The 15,660-nt window shown below is 63.0% G+C and carries 13 protein-coding genes and 1 pseudogene; 9 read left to right on the top strand and 5 right to left on the bottom strand.

Translation table 11 applies throughout. The features are described 5' to 3' along the window. Positions 1-197: 197 nt before the first annotated feature. The 5 genes from X743_RS151805 to X743_RS151820 all read left to right on the top strand — a co-directional run bounded on the left by X743_RS151805 (position 198) and on the right by X743_RS151820 (position 5,327). Positions 198-1,892 (top strand): glycosyltransferase, encoded by a 1,695-nt coding sequence (locus X743_RS151805; protein WP_084555532.1) that lies wholly within the window; start codon positions 198-200, stop codon positions 1,890-1,892. Beyond that, positions 1,889-2,779: a glycosyltransferase gene (locus X743_RS151810; RefSeq protein ID WP_031257851.1), complete on the top strand. Its 891-nt coding sequence runs from the start codon at positions 1,889-1,891 to the stop codon at positions 2,777-2,779. Before X743_RS151805 ends, X743_RS151810 begins: the two co-directional genes overlap by 4 nt. Next, complete coding sequence (locus X743_RS1000000169835; RefSeq protein WP_023766459.1) at positions 2,770-3,516, top strand: glycosyltransferase; 747 nt, start codon at positions 2,770-2,772, stop codon at positions 3,514-3,516. Before X743_RS151810 ends, X743_RS1000000169835 begins: the two co-directional genes overlap by 10 nt. Next, positions 3,513-4,403 carry a glycosyltransferase gene (locus X743_RS151815; protein ID WP_023766458.1) on the top strand — a complete coding sequence of 297 codons (891 nt, stop codon included), beginning with the start codon at positions 3,513-3,515 and terminating at the stop codon, positions 4,401-4,403. Before X743_RS1000000169835 ends, X743_RS151815 begins: the two co-directional genes overlap by 4 nt. 90 nt (positions 4,404-4,493) lie before the next feature. Then, positions 4,494-5,327, top strand: coding sequence for an AraC family transcriptional regulator (locus X743_RS151820; RefSeq protein ID WP_023766457.1), 834 nt, complete (start codon positions 4,494-4,496; stop codon positions 5,325-5,327). A 178-nt stretch (positions 5,328-5,505) separates the two neighbouring features. On the opposite strand, the gene X743_RS151825 is transcribed toward X743_RS151820, so the two are convergent. The 4 genes from X743_RS151825 to X743_RS151840 all read right to left on the bottom strand — a co-directional run bounded on the left by X743_RS151825 (position 5,506) and on the right by X743_RS151840 (position 10,339). Beyond that, complete coding sequence (locus X743_RS151825) at positions 5,506-6,441, bottom strand: helix-turn-helix domain-containing GNAT family N-acetyltransferase (RefSeq protein ID WP_023766456.1); 936 nt, start codon at positions 6,439-6,441, stop codon at positions 5,506-5,508. Positions 6,442-6,627: 186 nt separating this feature from the next. Then, on the bottom strand, positions 6,628-7,773 hold the full coding sequence (locus X743_RS151830) for a DSD1 family PLP-dependent enzyme (RefSeq protein WP_023766455.1): 1,146 nt from the start codon (positions 7,771-7,773) through the stop codon (positions 6,628-6,630). After that, a complete protein-coding gene (locus X743_RS151835) occupies positions 7,770-9,071 on the bottom strand; it encodes a D-arabinono-1,4-lactone oxidase (protein WP_023766454.1) in 1,302 nt (433 codons plus the stop codon). The genes X743_RS151830 and X743_RS151835 overlap by 4 nt, the downstream gene beginning before the upstream one ends. Before the next feature lie 5 nt (positions 9,072-9,076). Then, a complete protein-coding gene (locus tag X743_RS151840) occupies positions 9,077-10,339 on the bottom strand; it encodes an MFS transporter (RefSeq protein ID WP_023766453.1) in 1,263 nt (420 codons plus the stop codon). Positions 10,340-10,463: 124 nt separating this feature from the next. Between X743_RS151840 and X743_RS151845 the strand changes: the two genes are divergently transcribed. Continuing rightward, complete coding sequence (locus X743_RS151845; RefSeq protein ID WP_031257849.1) at positions 10,464-11,090, top strand: TetR family transcriptional regulator; 627 nt, start codon at positions 10,464-10,466, stop codon at positions 11,088-11,090. Positions 11,091-11,187: 97 nt separating this feature from the next. Here the strand turns inward: X743_RS151845 and X743_RS151850 are convergent, their stop codons facing one another. After that, entirely contained in the window at positions 11,188-12,039 is an 852-nt protein-coding gene (locus tag X743_RS151850) for a hypothetical protein (protein WP_023766451.1), read from the bottom strand. Between the two features lie 70 nt (positions 12,040-12,109). Here X743_RS151850 and X743_RS151855 point away from each other — a divergent pair, with 70 nt between their 5' ends. From X743_RS151855 to X743_RS01000000169035, 3 genes and pseudogenes are all read left to right on the top strand, one after another. Beyond that, positions 12,110-12,904, top strand: coding sequence for a class I SAM-dependent methyltransferase (locus X743_RS151855; protein WP_023766450.1), 795 nt, complete (start codon positions 12,110-12,112; stop codon positions 12,902-12,904). A gap of 276 nt (positions 12,905-13,180) precedes the next feature. Beyond that, complete coding sequence (gene groES / locus X743_RS151860; RefSeq protein ID WP_006203049.1) at positions 13,181-13,477, top strand: co-chaperone GroES; 297 nt, start codon at positions 13,181-13,183, stop codon at positions 13,475-13,477. A gap of 62 nt (positions 13,478-13,539) precedes the next feature. After that, positions 13,540-15,347 (top strand): annotated as a pseudogene (locus tag X743_RS01000000169035) (chaperonin GroEL). Positions 15,348-15,660: the final 313 nt, after the last annotated feature.

Genomic DNA, 15,660 nt, shown 5'->3' with positions numbered 1-15,660 from the left:
CGAGGGGCTGGTTTTCCGCATCGGGCGCCGGATCGACGCAAGGTCGTCGTTGGCCGGCATTCCCGGCCTGAGATTCACGAAACCGGGCAAACCTCGGTTATCTCCATGCCAAGCACGGCGCGACGCCGGCGACGTTATCTGGCGCGACGGGTCCGCACAGCGGAGGTGCCCGGCATGATGCGTGGTGACCCAGCCGAATGAACGAGCCGACGGTAGCAATCTGCATGCTCGCGATCGGCAAGCCAGGCTATGCGCTGGCGGCGCGCGAAGCCGTTACGTCCTTTCTCCGGAACACGGATTTCGAAATCTATATAGTCACGGATCGGTTCTCCGCCCCAATGCTGCCGTCCTCGCCGCGCCTCCATGTCAACTTGCTCGACGCCGCACGGCAGGAATACCGGGCCGACGGGTTTCTGGCCAAATTCGACGCATTGGCCTGGTGTCTCGGGCAGTCCAGCGCCGAGATCATTGTTCAGGTCGATGCCGATACCATCCTGTTGCGCTCCCTTTCGGCGGCAGAGGTGTCGACGGCGCTGGGCGAACAGCGGATGGCAATGGTCGAACAGACCGGCATCGCTGGTTCGGGCATGACGCCGGGGGACTTCCAGGAACATTACAGCAAGCGCTCGCTAGCGTTCATCGACGGATCAGCGGCGGCGCCACCCGCGATATCGTTTCGCTACTTCAACAGTGGGGTGGTGCTGGCCTTCAGGGACGAACTGCAGCTTCTGCTGGAGTGGGTAGCGGCCCGACGGTTGCTTCTGCCTGCCGATCACTCGGTTGGCGCGCATATGATCGCCGACCAGGACTATTTCCAGGTGTGGGCAAACTCAGTGGTGCCGGATCGCTGCGCCTCCCTCTCCTGGCAATGGAACCATTGCGGCCACTGGGATACGGGCTTTCCCCGACGCGACGCGCTGATCGCCCACTTCAGCAACTTCTGCAACGGCCCCGAATTTGAAACCGTTCTCGCGATGCATAACCTTCTTGCCGAAGGTCCCGACTTTCTTGCCGAAGGTCCCGCCGGCCCCTTGCTAGACAACGCAGCGACAGGGCAACCTGCCGACCTGGCGTTCATCATCATTACCTACAACTCGTCAAAGATAATCGGCTACTGCCTCGACGCCCTGCCGGACCAGCATGAGATCATTGTCGTCGACAATGCCTCGACCGACGAGACACTCGATCACGTGACGCATGAGGGCGTGACCACTATCCGGAACAAAAACAATGAGGGTTTCGCCGCCGCTGCCAACCAAGGCGCCGCCGCCGCCAGCGCCAAATATCTATGCTTCCTCAACCCGGACTGCCTTGTGACATCGGCCGCGGTCGAGGCGGCACTCTCGACGCTTCGTCGAAAACCCGATGCTATGATCGTTCCCGACTATGTCGACTGGCATGGCGGAGTCACAGCCGGTCGCCAGCCCGGCTATTCCCGACTCAAGCTGACAGCCGACCTTCTCGACAATAACGGCATGGCGAAATGGGCGCGGCGCCTGAGACGTCTCCCATTCTATCACGACCACAAGTGGAGCTGGCCGCTCGCGGCCGCCCTGTTCGTTCGACGAGAGACTTTTCATGCTATCGGCGGTTTCGACGAGAGCTACTTTTGCTACATGGAAGATGTCGCGGTCGGATTTGAAATGGCACGGCGTGGGCTCGAAATCGTCGAACTGGACCATGTGCTGCCGCATCTCGGTCAGCGAGGCGCGGATATCCCGACCTCCGTCAGGATCTCGTTGATCGACAATGCTCGGCTCAAGTTCGCGGAGCTGCATTTCGGCCGTGCCTTTGCGGCTACGCTGCGCGGTCTGCGATGGGTTCTCCATCGCCGCCTCGGTATCAGGGACGCGCTACGCCGAAAATGGTGGCGTGCGCTGGAAGGCCGATGAACTACTATGTTCTGCCTGGGGTCGGTATATATGGCGGCATCAAGGTTGGCTTCCAGTTCGCGCAGTTGCTGACGGACGCCGACGTGCCGATGGCGGTCGCGACCCCTGGCAACCTTGCGCCTTCATGGTTCCGATGCAGTCAGCCTGTGGTGGACAGGCAGCAGGTCGTCGCGAATGCCGGGAAGAGCGATACGCTCATCTTCTCATTGCCGCACGACTATCCCGAGTTGAAGGCAACTGGGGCGCGGCTGATCTTCCACTGCCAAGGTACCGATCCCCTCATCAACCCCATTCTGCACGACAGGGATGTCACCGTGCTGACGTGTTGGGAACAAGCGACGACTTATGCAATGTTCGTCGCCCGGCGCGTTTCGATCGATGTCGGCATATCGATCTCCGACGCTTTCTTCCATGACGGATCCCCCAAGGACGAGCGGTGCGCAGCCTTCATGCCGCGCAGGGGCGCCGCGATAGCCCAATCGGCGAAGAAGCATGTGCTCTCCCTCCGCTTCCTGCCGATTGACGGCGTTGGTGAAGATATCTGCGCGAACAGTCTTAAGCGCTCCGGGTTCTTCCTGGGCACGGCAGTCTCTGAAGGCTTCGGACTGCCGGCGCTCGAGGCGATGGCGGCGGGCTGCGTTGTAGTATCGGTTCCAGTCGTCGGCGGGATGGAGTACCTCAAACATGGGCACACCGCGTACATCGCTGAGCCGACAGAACTGCCAGCCGCGCTCGCCGAAATCAGCAAGCAAGGCGCGGGCTCCCGGCGTGCCGCCCTGCGCGACGGCGGCGCGGCGATGGCGTCCCGTTACCGCATCGCGGTTCAGAGAAAGAAACTGCGATCTGCCATGGAGGCGGGCTTGAAGGACGCCTTGTCATGGAGCTAAGCGTCATCGTTCCTTCATGGGGCCTGACGGCGCTGCTGCGAAGTTGCTTGCTGCAGCTTGAGCATGCCTTGGCGAGGACACAGCTAGGCAAGACCTGTGTCGTCGTCGTCGACAATGGCTCCGCCATACCCTATCTCGCCGATGATCTCGCACCGGCGCAAGTGCGGATCGTCAGGCTGGATCTAAGGCATTCCTTCTCGGCAGCCTGCAATCGCGGCGCTCGCGAGCTTGCCGCCACACGGTACCTCTTCCTCAACAATGACGTGCTTCTGCATCCAGACGCGCTGGTGGAGATGCTTGGGATCTTCCGTGACCACAAGGTTGGCATCTGCGGCACAAGGCTGGTCTTGCCCGACGACACGATCCAGCATTGCGGTGTGCGGTTCGACGCTGGAGAACGTGGCCCCTATCACCAGGATCATGGCAGGCGAAGCGCGATCGTCAGCCGGGCGACGACTTTCCCGCAGGCCGTGACGGCGGCTGCCATGATGATCGACCATGCGGCCTTCAACGCCTTGAACGGTTTCGACGAGACATTCCCTTTCGGCTATGAGGATGTCGATCTCTGTCTTCGGGCACGGCAATTGGGAATCCGCATCGCATGTGGCCAGCGCCGGGATTCATTGCATCTGGAATCGACCTCGGACCGGCGGCCTGACCGCCACAAGGCCTCGCGCAAACTGTTCTTCGAACGGTGGCGTGGGCGCTACACCATAGACGGAGACGAGAGCGGGTGACGCAGGCAAACGAGATATCGCTGATCGTCCATACGCGGGATTCGGCACTGACCTTGCCCCGGCTGCTGGCAACCACCGCCTGGGCATCGGAGCGCATCGTCATCGATATGCAAAGCGGCGATGCGACCATCGAGATCGCACGTGCGGCCGGCTGCCGGGTGCTGAGTTGTGCAATCGTCGATGCCGTCGACGCAATCCGCAACCAATACCTGCCGCAGGCGCAAAACGACTGGGTGCTTGTGCTGGATTCCGACGAGTACCTCGCTGACGACGCATACGAGGCGCTGCAAGGGCTTGTGCGCGACTACGGTGACAACACTGACGCCTTTGCGCTGCCAAGATTCAACTCCGTCGCCGGCCAGGTCATGCGCGGCTCCGGCTTCTATCCGGATCACCAGATACGGTTTTTCCGCAAGGGGACCGTCGCCTGGCAACCAGGCCATCATCGCGTGCCGCAGGTTCTGACCGGTGCCAAGCGCCTTCGTCGGCTGGAGGCACCGAACTGCCTCCACATTCACCACGAAAACTATGTCGACATCGCTTCGTTCATTGCCCGGCAGGCGCGCTATGCGCTAAGCGATTCGTACGATCCCAATCCCGACAATTTCGATTTCGGGACCTATGTCGCCGAGGCCTATGCCGAGTTCGAGCGGCGCCATGAGCCCGCCAATGATGGTGAACTTTCCACCGCAGTGGCAACCGTGCTTGCCTGGGACCGGATCATGCGCGGACTGATCCACTGGGAACGGCTAGGGCGCCAACAGCCACTCAACCCGGCCTTCTCCCTGCCGATCGTGCCAACCGCCCAAAAACATCAAGGCAGATTGCGCCATCAGCCGCGCGAGATCGGGCGCCGGCTTCGCCGGTTCTTCCAGCGTCGGCGCTAGTTGGCATCACTTTGCGCGCTGCGCAATTTCGATCAAACCGGCCGCGCGGAAAGGCGGCAGTATGATCTGGCCAATGCGGGAAGGAGAGCGATGAACCCGACCGAAAAAGCACTGTGGTTCGTCGAGAGCCATCTGCCGGAGGCTGTTACACTCGACGATGTCGCCCAAAGCAGCGGCGTGTCGCGCTTTCATGTGACTCGGGCTTTCGGCGCCGCCACCGGCCGCTCGGTGATGGGCTACATGCGCTCGCGCCGGCTGACCGAGGCGGCGCGTAGGCTGGCCGGCGGGGCGCCCGACATCCTGCGCGTCGCGCTCGACGCCGGCTACAACTCGCATGAGGCGTTCACCCGGGCCTTCCGTGACCAGTTCGGCACCACGCCGGAACTGGTGCGCGCGCAAGGTTCGACCAAGTCCCTCGACCTCGTGGAGCCAATCCTGATGGACCAGTCCCCTCTCACCAATCTTGAACCGCCACGCTTCGAGACCAGCCGGCCGTTCCTGATCGCAGGTCTCGGCGAACGCTACAGCTGCGAAACCAGTGCCGCCATTCCGATGCAATGGCAGCGCTTCGGCCCCTATATCGGCAACATTCCGGGCGAGACCGGCGACGTCGCCTACGGCGTCTGCGTCAACGGCGACGATGCCGGCAATTTCGACTACATCGCCGGCGTCGAGGTGACGGACTTTTCCGATCTTCCCAGGGAATTCAGCCGTGTGCGGATACCGGCCCAGAAATATGCGGTGTTCTCGCATCGCGAACACATCTCGACCATCCGCCGTACGGTCAACACGATCTGGAACACATGGCTGCCCGCGTCCGGGCACGAGGTGGCCGACGCGCCAGATTTCGAGCGCTATGGTCCGGAGTTCGATCCGCGCAGCGGCAATGGCGGGCTGGAGATCTGGATTCCGGTCAAATCATAGCCGGAAAGCGCCGGCTGGTTCTTCCTTCTCCCCTTGTGGGAGAAGGTGGCCTCGCGAAGCGAGGTCGGATGAGGGGTGTTCCAGCTTGACACCGACAGCGCTCCGGCCAACACCCCTCAACCGTCTCGGCGCTGCGCGCCGATCCACCTTCTCCCGCAAGGGGAGAAGGAAGGAGATGCTACAGCTCCAGGTTCCAGTTCTGGCCGACCAGGTCCTTGCCGAAGGAATGGTGCCGCTCTTCCTCGGTCAGCTGGAAGCCGGCCGCCTGGTAGATGTGCCGGGCGGCCGAGAGGATGTCGTTGGTCCACAGGGTCAGCGTCTTGTAACCCTTGGCGCGGGCAAAGCCGATGCATTCCTCGACCAGCCGCTTGCCGATGCCGAGGCCGCGCGCCGAAGGCTCGACATAGAGCAGGCGCAGCTTCGCCACATGGTCCGACTTGCGCACGATGAACACCGAGCCGACGACCTCGCCCTCCCGCTCGGCGATCCAGGCGCGCTCCCATTTCGGGTCGAAGGATTTGACGAACGCCGCGAGGATCTCGGCGACCAGTGCCTCATAGGTTTCGTCCCAGCCATACTCCTGCGCGTATAGCATTCCTTGCCGGCGGGTGATCCAGCCGATGTCGCCGACCTGCAGCGGCCGCAGGATGTAAGGAACCCCAGGTTCAGGCTTGTCGCCGAGCAGGTCCTGCACAATGCACATCGCCTTGACCAGTCGGTCCTGATCGGCGGGAACCAGACGATCGAGCAACGCACGCACCTGATCGTGCGAATCCTGGTTAAGCGGCGCAAATGCATCCTTGCCCGCTGGCGTCAACGTAATCGAAGCGCGGCGCGCATCAGCTTCCGTCGCGGCGCGTTCGACCAAGCCCCGCTCCTCGAATTTCTTCAGCAAACGGCTGACGTAGCCGGGATCGAGACCGAGATCGCGCACAAGGTCGCTGGCAACGAGCCCGTCGCGATGGGCAAGCTCATAAAGCACCCGCGCCTCGGTCAGCGAGAACCGGCTCTTTAACAGCCCCTCGTCAAGCAGGCCGATCTGGCGGGTATAGAAGCGGTTGAAGGCCCGCACCGCATCGATCAGTTCCTTGCCGCGGTGATTGTGGATAGTCATAGCGGTTTCTCCTGTCTTGGACAGGATCGATGATTTAGTTGACTGAGTCAAGGAAATGATCGGCGAGGCACCACACAACTTCGTCATTCTAGGGCGGAGCAAGGAGCGAAGCGAAGCGACGCGGCGCAGACCCTAGGATGGCGACGTCTCGGTTGCCAGCGCTACTGGCAACGCCGTGATGCGCTCTCACATCATCGGCAACACCGGCCAGCGATCGACGATTTTGCCGCCGGAAAGCACCGCGATGGGCCCGAATTGCTGCAGCACGGCCTCGCTCTGCGTCGGTCGCAGGAATGCATAGTCGCCCGGCCTGGCAACGACATCGGCAGGCAGACCCATGAATTGCTGGTTGGAGGACAAGCCGAGCAGGCTATTCGTCTTCATCCCCCGGGGAAACACCGGTTCGGCCATCCATTTGCCGCCATAGAGGTAGCAGCCCTTGCGCGGAAACCGGCCGAGCGCCCGCAGCAGGCAGGAAACAGCCGGCGGGCCGGGCAGCATCGGCTCGACCACTTTCAGGATCGGCGTCGCGATGAAAGCCGCCGGCTGGAAGCCGTCGAGGCCAGGTGTATCGAAATCGCCGGGCAGCACGAAGGCCGAACCCATCGACACTTCGTTGGCCATGCCGCCGCGGTGAAGCAGCGCGGTCTTGGAGCCGCCGATGTTGAGAATGCCGCGCTGGCCGGCGCCGAGGCACGCAACGAAAGCGGTGGCCCGCTCCGACGCTCGTGCCAACGCCCTCGCCGGCCCGCCGAACAGGCCGGGAATGTGCGGCGCATGCGCCTCATAGGCCATGACGCCCTCGCAGCGCAGCCTTTTGTGCGCCGACAGTCCCTTCAAGGCTTGCGACAAGGCCGCCGGGTCAGCGAAGCCGCCGCGATGCAGCCCGACGTCGATTTCGAAGGCGATGCGCAGGTCGACATCGATTTCGGCTGCCAGGGCGCCATACTCCGCCAGCCGCTCCTGCGTGTCGATCAGCCAGCAGATGCGTGTCCGGTCAACTTCGCCCTTCGAAAGCATGGCTCTGGCCGCTCCGACCGGCATCGGCTTGCCGTACAGGAGGTCCGCATCCGGAAGCGCCTTCAACACCGCCTCGCTGATCGGCGGATGGAACGTCATGAAGCGATCGGTCCCAAGCGCCTTGCCGATGTGCGAAAGCAGCGGCAGGCAGGCGAGCGACTTGTCGACCAGCCGCACCGCAAGGCCGGGGTCAAGTCTCGCTTTGACCAGGGCAATGTTGCTATCCAGCCGGTCGCGGTCGAGCAGCAGGCAGGGCTGGAAGATGCCGGCTTGCTTCAGCGCCTCTGACAGCGTGGCGAAATAGGCGCTCATCGGTCGACACCGAAAGGACTGGGCTCGATGCCGAACAGGCCAGCCATGTAGGGCGAGACGAAACGGTTCTGCGGATCGATGTCGCGGCGCACCGCCATCGCATCGTCCCAACGCGGGTAAAGCTTCTTCAGGTCCGCCGCTTGCAGGCTGTGCATCTTGCCCCAATGCGGCCTGCCGCCATATTTGCGGAAGATCGGCTCGGCCGCGCGCATGAACGGCAGCGGATCGTTGGCGGCATCGTGGTGGATGGCGATCGAACAGGTCGGCCTGTCATGGAAGGGCGAAAGCCAGAACCGATCGGCCGCGACGCTGCGCACCTCCATCGGGAAATAGACCTCGGGAAAGCGCTTCTCGGTCAGCTCGATGATTTCGGCCAGCGCCTTCGGGCCCTCCTCGAAGGGAAGGTGATATTCCATTTCGTTGAATTTTGTCTGCCGGTCGCTGGCATAGACGTTGATCCAGTCCTGCACATAGTCCTCGGATGGCACTTTGGCGACGGCGCCCAGGATCAGCCGGCGGCGCAGCGACGGCAGCCAGGCAAGCGCGGTGCGAAGCCGGCGCAGCGTCCTCAACGAGCCCTCGTCATCCTCGGTCGGGCGTGCGGTGGTCGCCTCGGTGCTGAAATCACTGGCGATGAACTGCGCATAGCCGGAGAACGGAATGTAATAGAACTCGGCCGACCGGTGCGCGGTCATCATGGTCTCGAAATCGCGCAGCATATCGGCGATCGGCAGCACCCATTTGCGGCGGCGCAGGCGGTAGGTCGGGATGTTGTTCAGCGTCACTTCGCTGAGGATGCCGAAAGCGCCGAGCGCGACGCCGATGGCGTGGATCATGTCCTGATCCCCTGCCCGACTGAAGTCACGGACCTTGCCAAGCCCGTCGACGATCTGCACCGTCTCCAACTGCGTATGGTAGGCGCCGAGCGTCGGTCCGGAGCCATGGGTGGCGGTTCCCAGTGCGCCGCCGATCGCCTGGCGGTCGATGTCGCCCATATTGGGCAGGCCCTGGCCGATGCCTTGCAGGATGTGCATCAGCGAACCGAGCCGCGTCCCTGCCCGCACGCGTGCCTGATGTTTCTGCGGGTCATGCGACACCAAGCCTTCGAGCTTCTCGAGCGACAGGATCGTGCCCTGCGATTTCACCAGCGGCGTGAAGGAATGACCGGCGCCGACGACACGGACGGGACCCGGTGCCGCGCGAATGAGATCGCCGAGTTCGCCGGCATCGGCGGGGCTGGCGATCAGCAGTGGCTCGGCGGTGACAAAGCCGGACCAGTTGCTCCAGGTTTTCGACATGGCGCTCACGCAACGATCCGGCGACGCCGCGCCACCAAGATGAACAGGCCAAGCAATGCCGCGCTCGCGACGGCGCTGGCGGCTGCGAATTCCGGCACCGGGCGAAAATCCTTGCCGTCGATGAGCAGCGACGCCGCGACCGGACCGATCGCCAGGCCAAAGAGTTGGGCGGCCGGCACCAAAAGCACGGCGGTGCGCGTCTCGTCGGCGGTGATCGCCAGCCGGATCTGGTAGGGCACGATGAACAGGAGGATGAAACCCATCACCAGGGCGGTGACCCAGAAGGTGGTGAGGCCAGGTCCGCTGGCGAGCACGAGCGAGGCGACGACCGCGACGGCGCCAATGGCTGCGATGGCGATGCGATAGTCGATGCGCGCCTCGAACACGGTCGCCGTCATCGCGCCCAGGACCTGCACCGCGAGGCTGGCCGAGACGATCAGGCCAACGGTGCGACCGTCGATGCCGAATTGCGCGCCGAGCGGCTCGAGAAAGGCCCACACCGCGCCGAAGAACATGAAGTAGCAGAAGACCGACAGCAAAGCGGTGATCGAGGAAACCGTCAGCACATTGGCCAGATCCTCCTCCTTCGGCAGATCGGCGTAGTCAGCGGGAACAATGAAGGCGATCACGAGCGACAGGACGCAGACGACCGCGAGGCTGAGGAAGCCGCCGGCCGATCCGGCGGCGGGGATGACATAGAGCGCCAGCAGCAACGCCAGGGCGCATTGCGCCAGGGTCTGCATGGTGACGAAATAGCCGCCGATGCGCTCGGCTCGCCGCGACCGGGCGATCAATTCGGTGGCGACCGCGACCAGGCCGCCCTCGGCGAGACCAGCCAGGGCGCGTGCGGCCATCAATGTGCCGGCCCCGGCGGCATAGGCCGTCCATATGTTCGCCAGCGCCAGCAGCAGCAGGAGAACCGCACTTTTCCAGCGCATGTTGTGGGCGGACAGCAGCATCGCCACGATCGCCGAGCCGATGGCGATGGCGATCATCTCGGCGGTGGCGACCAGCGCCAGTTCATCGCCGCTGACATGGCCCTCCGTATAGAGGGCGCCGAGCAGCACGGGCTGCAGCCCAAGGATCAGCAGGCCGACCGACCCGATCCACAGAGCCGAGGCAAGCTGCCCGCCGGTCGGATTGCCGACCAGCCAGTCGCCATTGCCCTTGTGTCCGGTGTCCTTGTGTCCGGTGTCCTTGTGTCCGGTGTCCTTGTGGCCGGTGCCGGTGTGGCCGGTGCCCGTGTGGCCGGTATTTGTCGAAGCCAAAGGCGCCTCCCAACGTCCTTGCCGCGCGGCAAAAAAACTGACAATCTGTCAGGATTCCAGAAACTGATACTTGATCATATTTGTTGTCAACCAGAATTTGGAAACGCGCGCGAAAGACCGGTGCATGGTTGAAGCAAGGCAGACGATGATCGAGCCGAGGCGCAGGCCCAAGCAGGAGCGCAGCCGCGAGCGCATCGACGCCATCCTGTCGACGACCATGCGGCTGATCGGCGAGAAGGGCATCGATGCCGTCACCATGAAGGAGGTCGGCATGCTGGCGGGCGGGCCGATCGCCACCGTCTATCACTACTTCCCCAACAAGTCGGCGATCCTGGCGATGCTCTATGAGCGTTTCTCCGAAGTCAGCCGGGCGCGGCTGTCAGCGATTGTCGCCGATGTCCGGGAAGCCAAGGACATCATCGTGGCGGCCGACCGGCTGCTCGACGACTATCGCAGCCGCGTTGCCGGCGATCCGGCCATCCAGGATCTGCAGAACGCCATCCAGGCCGACAAGGCGCTCAAGAATCTCGACATCGCCGAGACCCGGCATCAAGCCAGGATGTTCTGCGACCACGTCATCGCCTTGCTCGCGCCGGACAAGCACGAGCAGTTCGAACGCATGGTTCTCTTGATCTTCCAGCTCGCCGGTGGCGTGGTGCGGCTGGCGCTCGCGGAAGGCGAAGCCGAAGGCCGCCGGACCCTCGAGGATTACCGGTCGATCATCCACACCCAGTTGCGGCTGTTTTTGTAGCCCTGTGTTTTTGTAGCCCAGGCGATCTGTAGCCCGGGCGATCGTCGGCAAGCTGCCGCGAATGAGAGGTGTCGGGGCGCAAGCATCAGGACGCCCGCTATGCGAACTGGCGGACAAGGCCTTCGAAGCCGTCGGCAAGATTGGCATTGCCGGCGGCGAGAAACGCGGAAAGATTGCGGGCGCCACCGGGCGTCTTGTTGGCATCAAGCAGCACCGCCCTGCCCTCATGCATGACGAAATCGAACTTTCCGTAGTCAAAGCCAAGCCGGCGCCTCAGCGCGCGAAGCTCCTCGGGAACCGGAACCGGCTCACGGCGGATCGTGTCGTCGCCTTTGACGAGGCTCTGCGGCGAGACGTGGCGGGTGCAGCGCTCGCGCTCGCCGCAGAATATCCAGAAGCGGGCTCCAAAGCCGTCCGGTTCCGGCTCGGGAATGAATTTTTCGACGACGAGATCGCTGCGGTCGAAGACCGCCGGCGCAACCTCCGAAAGGGATGCATAGACGCGATAACCCTCGACAGGCTCGACGCCGGGAAACGGCTTCGGCTTTCCGGCACGCAGCGATCGCCGGTTGAGCGTCTGCTCCCGCATCCCGAGATTGTTGAGATTGCTCTTGACGATGACCGGCCCTGGCCAGTCGTCGTCCTTGCCGATCGCCGCGCCACTGATGCGTCGCTTGGAGATGTCGGCGGCTCCAATGTTCAGGCAGAAGGGAAAAGCGCGTGCGTATTCGACATATTCGGGTGGCGTCACGGTCGCGTCGACGTGCAGCACCGCTATATCGGCCTCCGGCTTTGCCGACGTTCCGGGGATTATGCGGACGGAATGTCCGCGTCGCTTCAGTTCCTCCAGCAGATCGAACAGCATGTAGGGGCTGTCGCGGCGAAACAGCGGCCCGCGCCGGCGTTCGAACCTGTCGAACTCATGCGTAATTACCGCGATGCGCGTCATGCTTCCCCCGCTTGGTCTCTTTAACGTCCTCTATTATAGCTGCCAATACAACGCGGGCTTGGGGCTGTGGATGACCGACCATTGGAATACCATTCGAAGGCATTGGCAGTTGCTCGGGCCACCGTTGCGGCCGCCAGCGGAAGCGGTTGAGGCCTATGAGCGTGAGCTCGACCTTTCGAAGGCGCACGTCATTCTGCTCGGCGTAACGCCGGAACTCGCCGGGCTCGGGACGACGATGACGGCCGTCGATGAATCGTCCGACATGATCGCCGGTATGTGGCCAGGCGACACCGCGTTTCGAAAGGCGATCAACGGCGACTGGCTGGACTTGCCGGTACCGAACGCAAGCGTAGATGCGGTGATCGGCGACGGCTGCCTGTCGGCGCTCGGCCTTTCAACCGCGCGCCGGGCGCTGTTTGCGGCGATCGCCGGCGTACTGCGCACCGACGGCCGGGCGGGACTGCGTCTCTTTGCCGGTCCCGAAACACCGGACGATCCGGCGGCGGTGCGGGCGCTTGCACTCTCGGGCGGTGTCTCGACCTTCCACGAACTCAAATGGCGCGTCGCCATGACCGCGACGGGCGATGCGCCCGACCATGCCATTCCGGTCAGGGCGATCGCGGAAAGATTCGACGCACTGTTTCCTGACCGCAACGAGCTTTCGGCTCGCACAGGCTGGGACCTGCCAACCATCGGCACCATCGATGTCTATCGGAACTCGCTGGCCATCTACACCTTCGCGCCGGTGGCTACACTGGTGAGCGAGGCGGGAGCGTACTTTGGTGATGTTCGCATCGCTTTGAGCGGGAGCTATGGGCTTGCCGAGCGATGCCCGCTATTGGTGCTGCGGGCGCCAAGACACTGAAGGCGCCAAGACACTGAAGTTAGCAGAACGGCGCTCAAGCCGGGGCAGGCACAACCCAGGCTTTCTAAAATCGTGCGGCAGCATGAGAAAAATTTCGCTCGCATCGCGGCCTTCGCCCGCCTTGACTCTCGCCAGCCGTCAGCCTATTTCAGCGCCACGTTAGCACTCGCCTTTGGTGAGTGCTAATCACAAGGCCCGGCGCCGCCGGGCTTTGTTGTTGTCCGGCTTCGCCGGATGGAGGAACTGTTTCTCACCGTTCTCATCGAGGAAGAAAAAATGGCAAAGTCGAAGTTCCGCCCGCTTCATGACCGCGTGGTCGTTCGCCGGGTCGAATCCGAATCCAAGACCGCTGGCGGGATCATCATCCCGGATACGGCAAAGGAAAAGCCGCAGGAAGGCGAGATCATCGCCGTCGGCTCCGGTGCTCGTGACGAAGCCGGCAAGCTGGTCCCGCTGGACGTCAAGGCTGGCGACCGCATCCTGTTCGGCAAGTGGTCGGGCACCGAAGTCAAGCTCAATGGCGAAGACCTTCTGATCATGAAGGAATCCGACATCATGGGCATCATCGGCTGATCATCGGCCTCACCGTCAACTGAATTCCGGGCTTACCCCAAGCCCCTGCCAGGAGCTAAAAAATGGCTGCCAAAGACGTAAAATTCTCCCGTGATGCCCGTGAGCGCATGCTGCGCGGCGTCAACATCCTCGCCGACGCGGTGAAGGTCACGCTCGGCCCGAAGGGCCGCAACGTCGTCATCGACAAGTCGTTCGGCGCCCCGCGCATCACCAAGGACGGCGTCACCGTCGCCAAGGAAATCGAACTTGAGGACAAGTTCGAGAACATGGGCGCCCAGATGGTCCGCGAAGTCGCTTCGAAGACCAACGACATCGCCGGCGACGGCACCACGACCGCGACCGTTCTGGCGCAGTCGATCGTCCAGGAAGGCCACAAGGCCGTTGCCGCCGGCATGAACCCGATGGACCTGAAGCGCGGCATCGATCTGGCCGTGACCGAAGTCGTCGCGGCGCTCGGCAAGGCTGCCAAGAAGATCAAGACCTCCGAGGAAGTTGCCCAGGTCGGCACGATCNGTCGTCGCGGCGCTCGGCAAGGCTGCCAAGAAGATCAAGACCTCCGAGGAAGTTGCCCAGGTCGGCACGATCTCGGCCAATGGCGACGAGTCGGTCGGCAAGATGATCGCGGAAGCGATGCAGAAGGTCGGCAACGAAGGCGTCATCACGGTTGAAGAAGCCAAGACCGCCGAGACCGAGCTGGAAGTCGTCGAAGGCATGCAGTTCGACCGCGGCTACCTGTCGCCCTACTTCGTCACCAACGCCGACAAGATGGTTGCCGAGCTCGAGGACGTCTACATCCTGCTCCACGAGAAGAAGCTCTCCAACCTGCAGGCCATGCTGCCGGTTCTCGAAGCCGTCGTGCAGACCTCCAAGCCGCTGCTCATCATCTCGGAAGACGTCGAAGGCGAGGCCCTGGCCACGCTGGTGGTCAACAAGCTGCGTGGCGGCCTGAAGATCGCCGCTGTCAAGGCTCCGGGCTTCGGCGATCGCCGCAAGGCCATGCTGGAAGACATCGCCATCCTCACCGGTGGCCAGGTTATCTCGGAAGACCTCGGCATCAAGCTCGAGAACGTCGGCCTCAACATGCTCGGCCGCGCCAAGAAGGTGTCGANTTATCTCGGAAGACCTCGGCATCAAGCTCGAGAACGTCGGCCTCAACATGCTCGGCCGCGCCAAGAAGGTGTCGATCTCCAAGGAGAACACCACCATCGTCGACGGCGCCGGCAAAAAGGCCGAGATCCAGGGCCGCGTTGCCCAGATCAAGCAGCAGATCGAAGAGACCACGTCGGACTACGACAAGGAGAAGCTGCAGGAACGTCTGGCGAAGCTCGCCGGCGGCGTTGCCGTGATCCGCGTCGGCGGTGCGACGGAAGTCGAAGTCAAGGAAAAGAAGGACCGCGTCGATGACGCCCTCAACGCGACCCGCGCGGCCGTGGAAGAAGGCATCGTTGCAGGCGGCGGCGTTGCCCTGCTGCGCGCTTCGGCCAACATCAAGGCCACCGGCGTCAATGCCGACCAGGCCGCCGGCATCAACATCGTGCGTCGTGCGCTGCAGGCTCCGGCCCGCCAGATCGCGGCCAACGCCGGTGCGGAAGCTTCGATCGTTGCCGGCAAGATCCTTGAGAACAAGGGCGCGACCTTCGGCTACAACGCCCAGTCGGGCGAATATGGCGACATGATCGCCATGGGCATCGTCGACCCGGTCAAGGTCGTGCGCACCGCTCTCCAGGACGCGGCCTCGGTCGCCGGCCTGCTCGTCACCACCGAAGCCATGATCGCGGAGGCTCCGAAGAAGGAGTCGGCTGGCGGCGGCGGCGGCATGCCTGGCGGCATGGGCGGCGGCATGGGCGGCATGGGCGGCATGGATTTCTAAGAAATCCATAAAGCACGCCCATGAACTCACATTGCTCAAGCCCGCAAGCGGGCTTGAGTGGCGGCATGGATTTCTAAGAAATCCATAAAGCACGCCCATGAACTCACATTGCTCAAGCCCGCAAGCGGGCTTGANGGCGGCATGGATTTCTAAGAAATCCATAAAGCACGCCCATGAACTCACATTGCTCAAGCCCGCAAGCGGGCTTGAGTGGCGGCATGGATTTCTAATCCACGCTTCCATCAGCCTTCAGATACGGAAAGGGCGGCAGCGATGCCGCCCTTTTTGCTTGCATGCTTCCTGATCGCCGCCC

Source organism: Mesorhizobium sp. LNHC232B00 (genome assembly GCF_000502435.1).
Lineage (GTDB): Bacteria > Pseudomonadota > Alphaproteobacteria > Rhizobiales > Rhizobiaceae > Mesorhizobium > Mesorhizobium opportunistum.
Note: the sequence above shows the minus strand (reverse complement) of the source record. Positions and strands in the feature narration are given on the sequence as shown.

Bases quoted from the DNA above. Each gene is read 5' to 3' on its own strand.
- X743_RS151805 (WP_084555532.1), top strand. From the start codon at position 198: ATGAACGAGCCGACGGTAGCAATCTGCATGCTCGCGATCGGCAAGCCA.
- X743_RS151835 (WP_023766454.1), bottom strand. From the start codon at position 9,071: ATGTCGAAAACCTGGAGCAACTGGTCCGGCTTTGTCACCGCCGAGCCA.
- X743_RS151850 (WP_023766451.1), bottom strand. From the start codon at position 12,039: ATGACGCGCATCGCGGTAATTACGCATGAGTTCGACAGGTTCGAACGC.
- X743_RS151810 (WP_031257851.1), top strand. From the start codon at position 1,889: ATGAACTACTATGTTCTGCCTGGGGTCGGTATATATGGCGGCATCAAG.
- X743_RS151845 (WP_031257849.1), top strand. From the start codon at position 10,464: ATGGTTGAAGCAAGGCAGACGATGATCGAGCCGAGGCGCAGGCCCAAG.
- X743_RS151820 (WP_023766457.1), top strand. From the start codon at position 4,494: ATGAACCCGACCGAAAAAGCACTGTGGTTCGTCGAGAGCCATCTGCCG.
- X743_RS151855 (WP_023766450.1), top strand. From the start codon at position 12,110: ATGACCGACCATTGGAATACCATTCGAAGGCATTGGCAGTTGCTCGGG.
- X743_RS151830 (WP_023766455.1), bottom strand. From the start codon at position 7,773: ATGAGCGCCTATTTCGCCACGCTGTCAGAGGCGCTGAAGCAAGCCGGC.
- X743_RS151825 (WP_023766456.1), bottom strand. From the start codon at position 6,441: ATGACTATCCACAATCACCGCGGCAAGGAACTGATCGATGCGGTGCGG.
- groES (WP_006203049.1), top strand. From the start codon at position 13,181: ATGGCAAAGTCGAAGTTCCGCCCGCTTCATGACCGCGTGGTCGTTCGC.
- X743_RS1000000169835 (WP_023766459.1), top strand. From the start codon at position 2,770: ATGGAGCTAAGCGTCATCGTTCCTTCATGGGGCCTGACGGCGCTGCTG.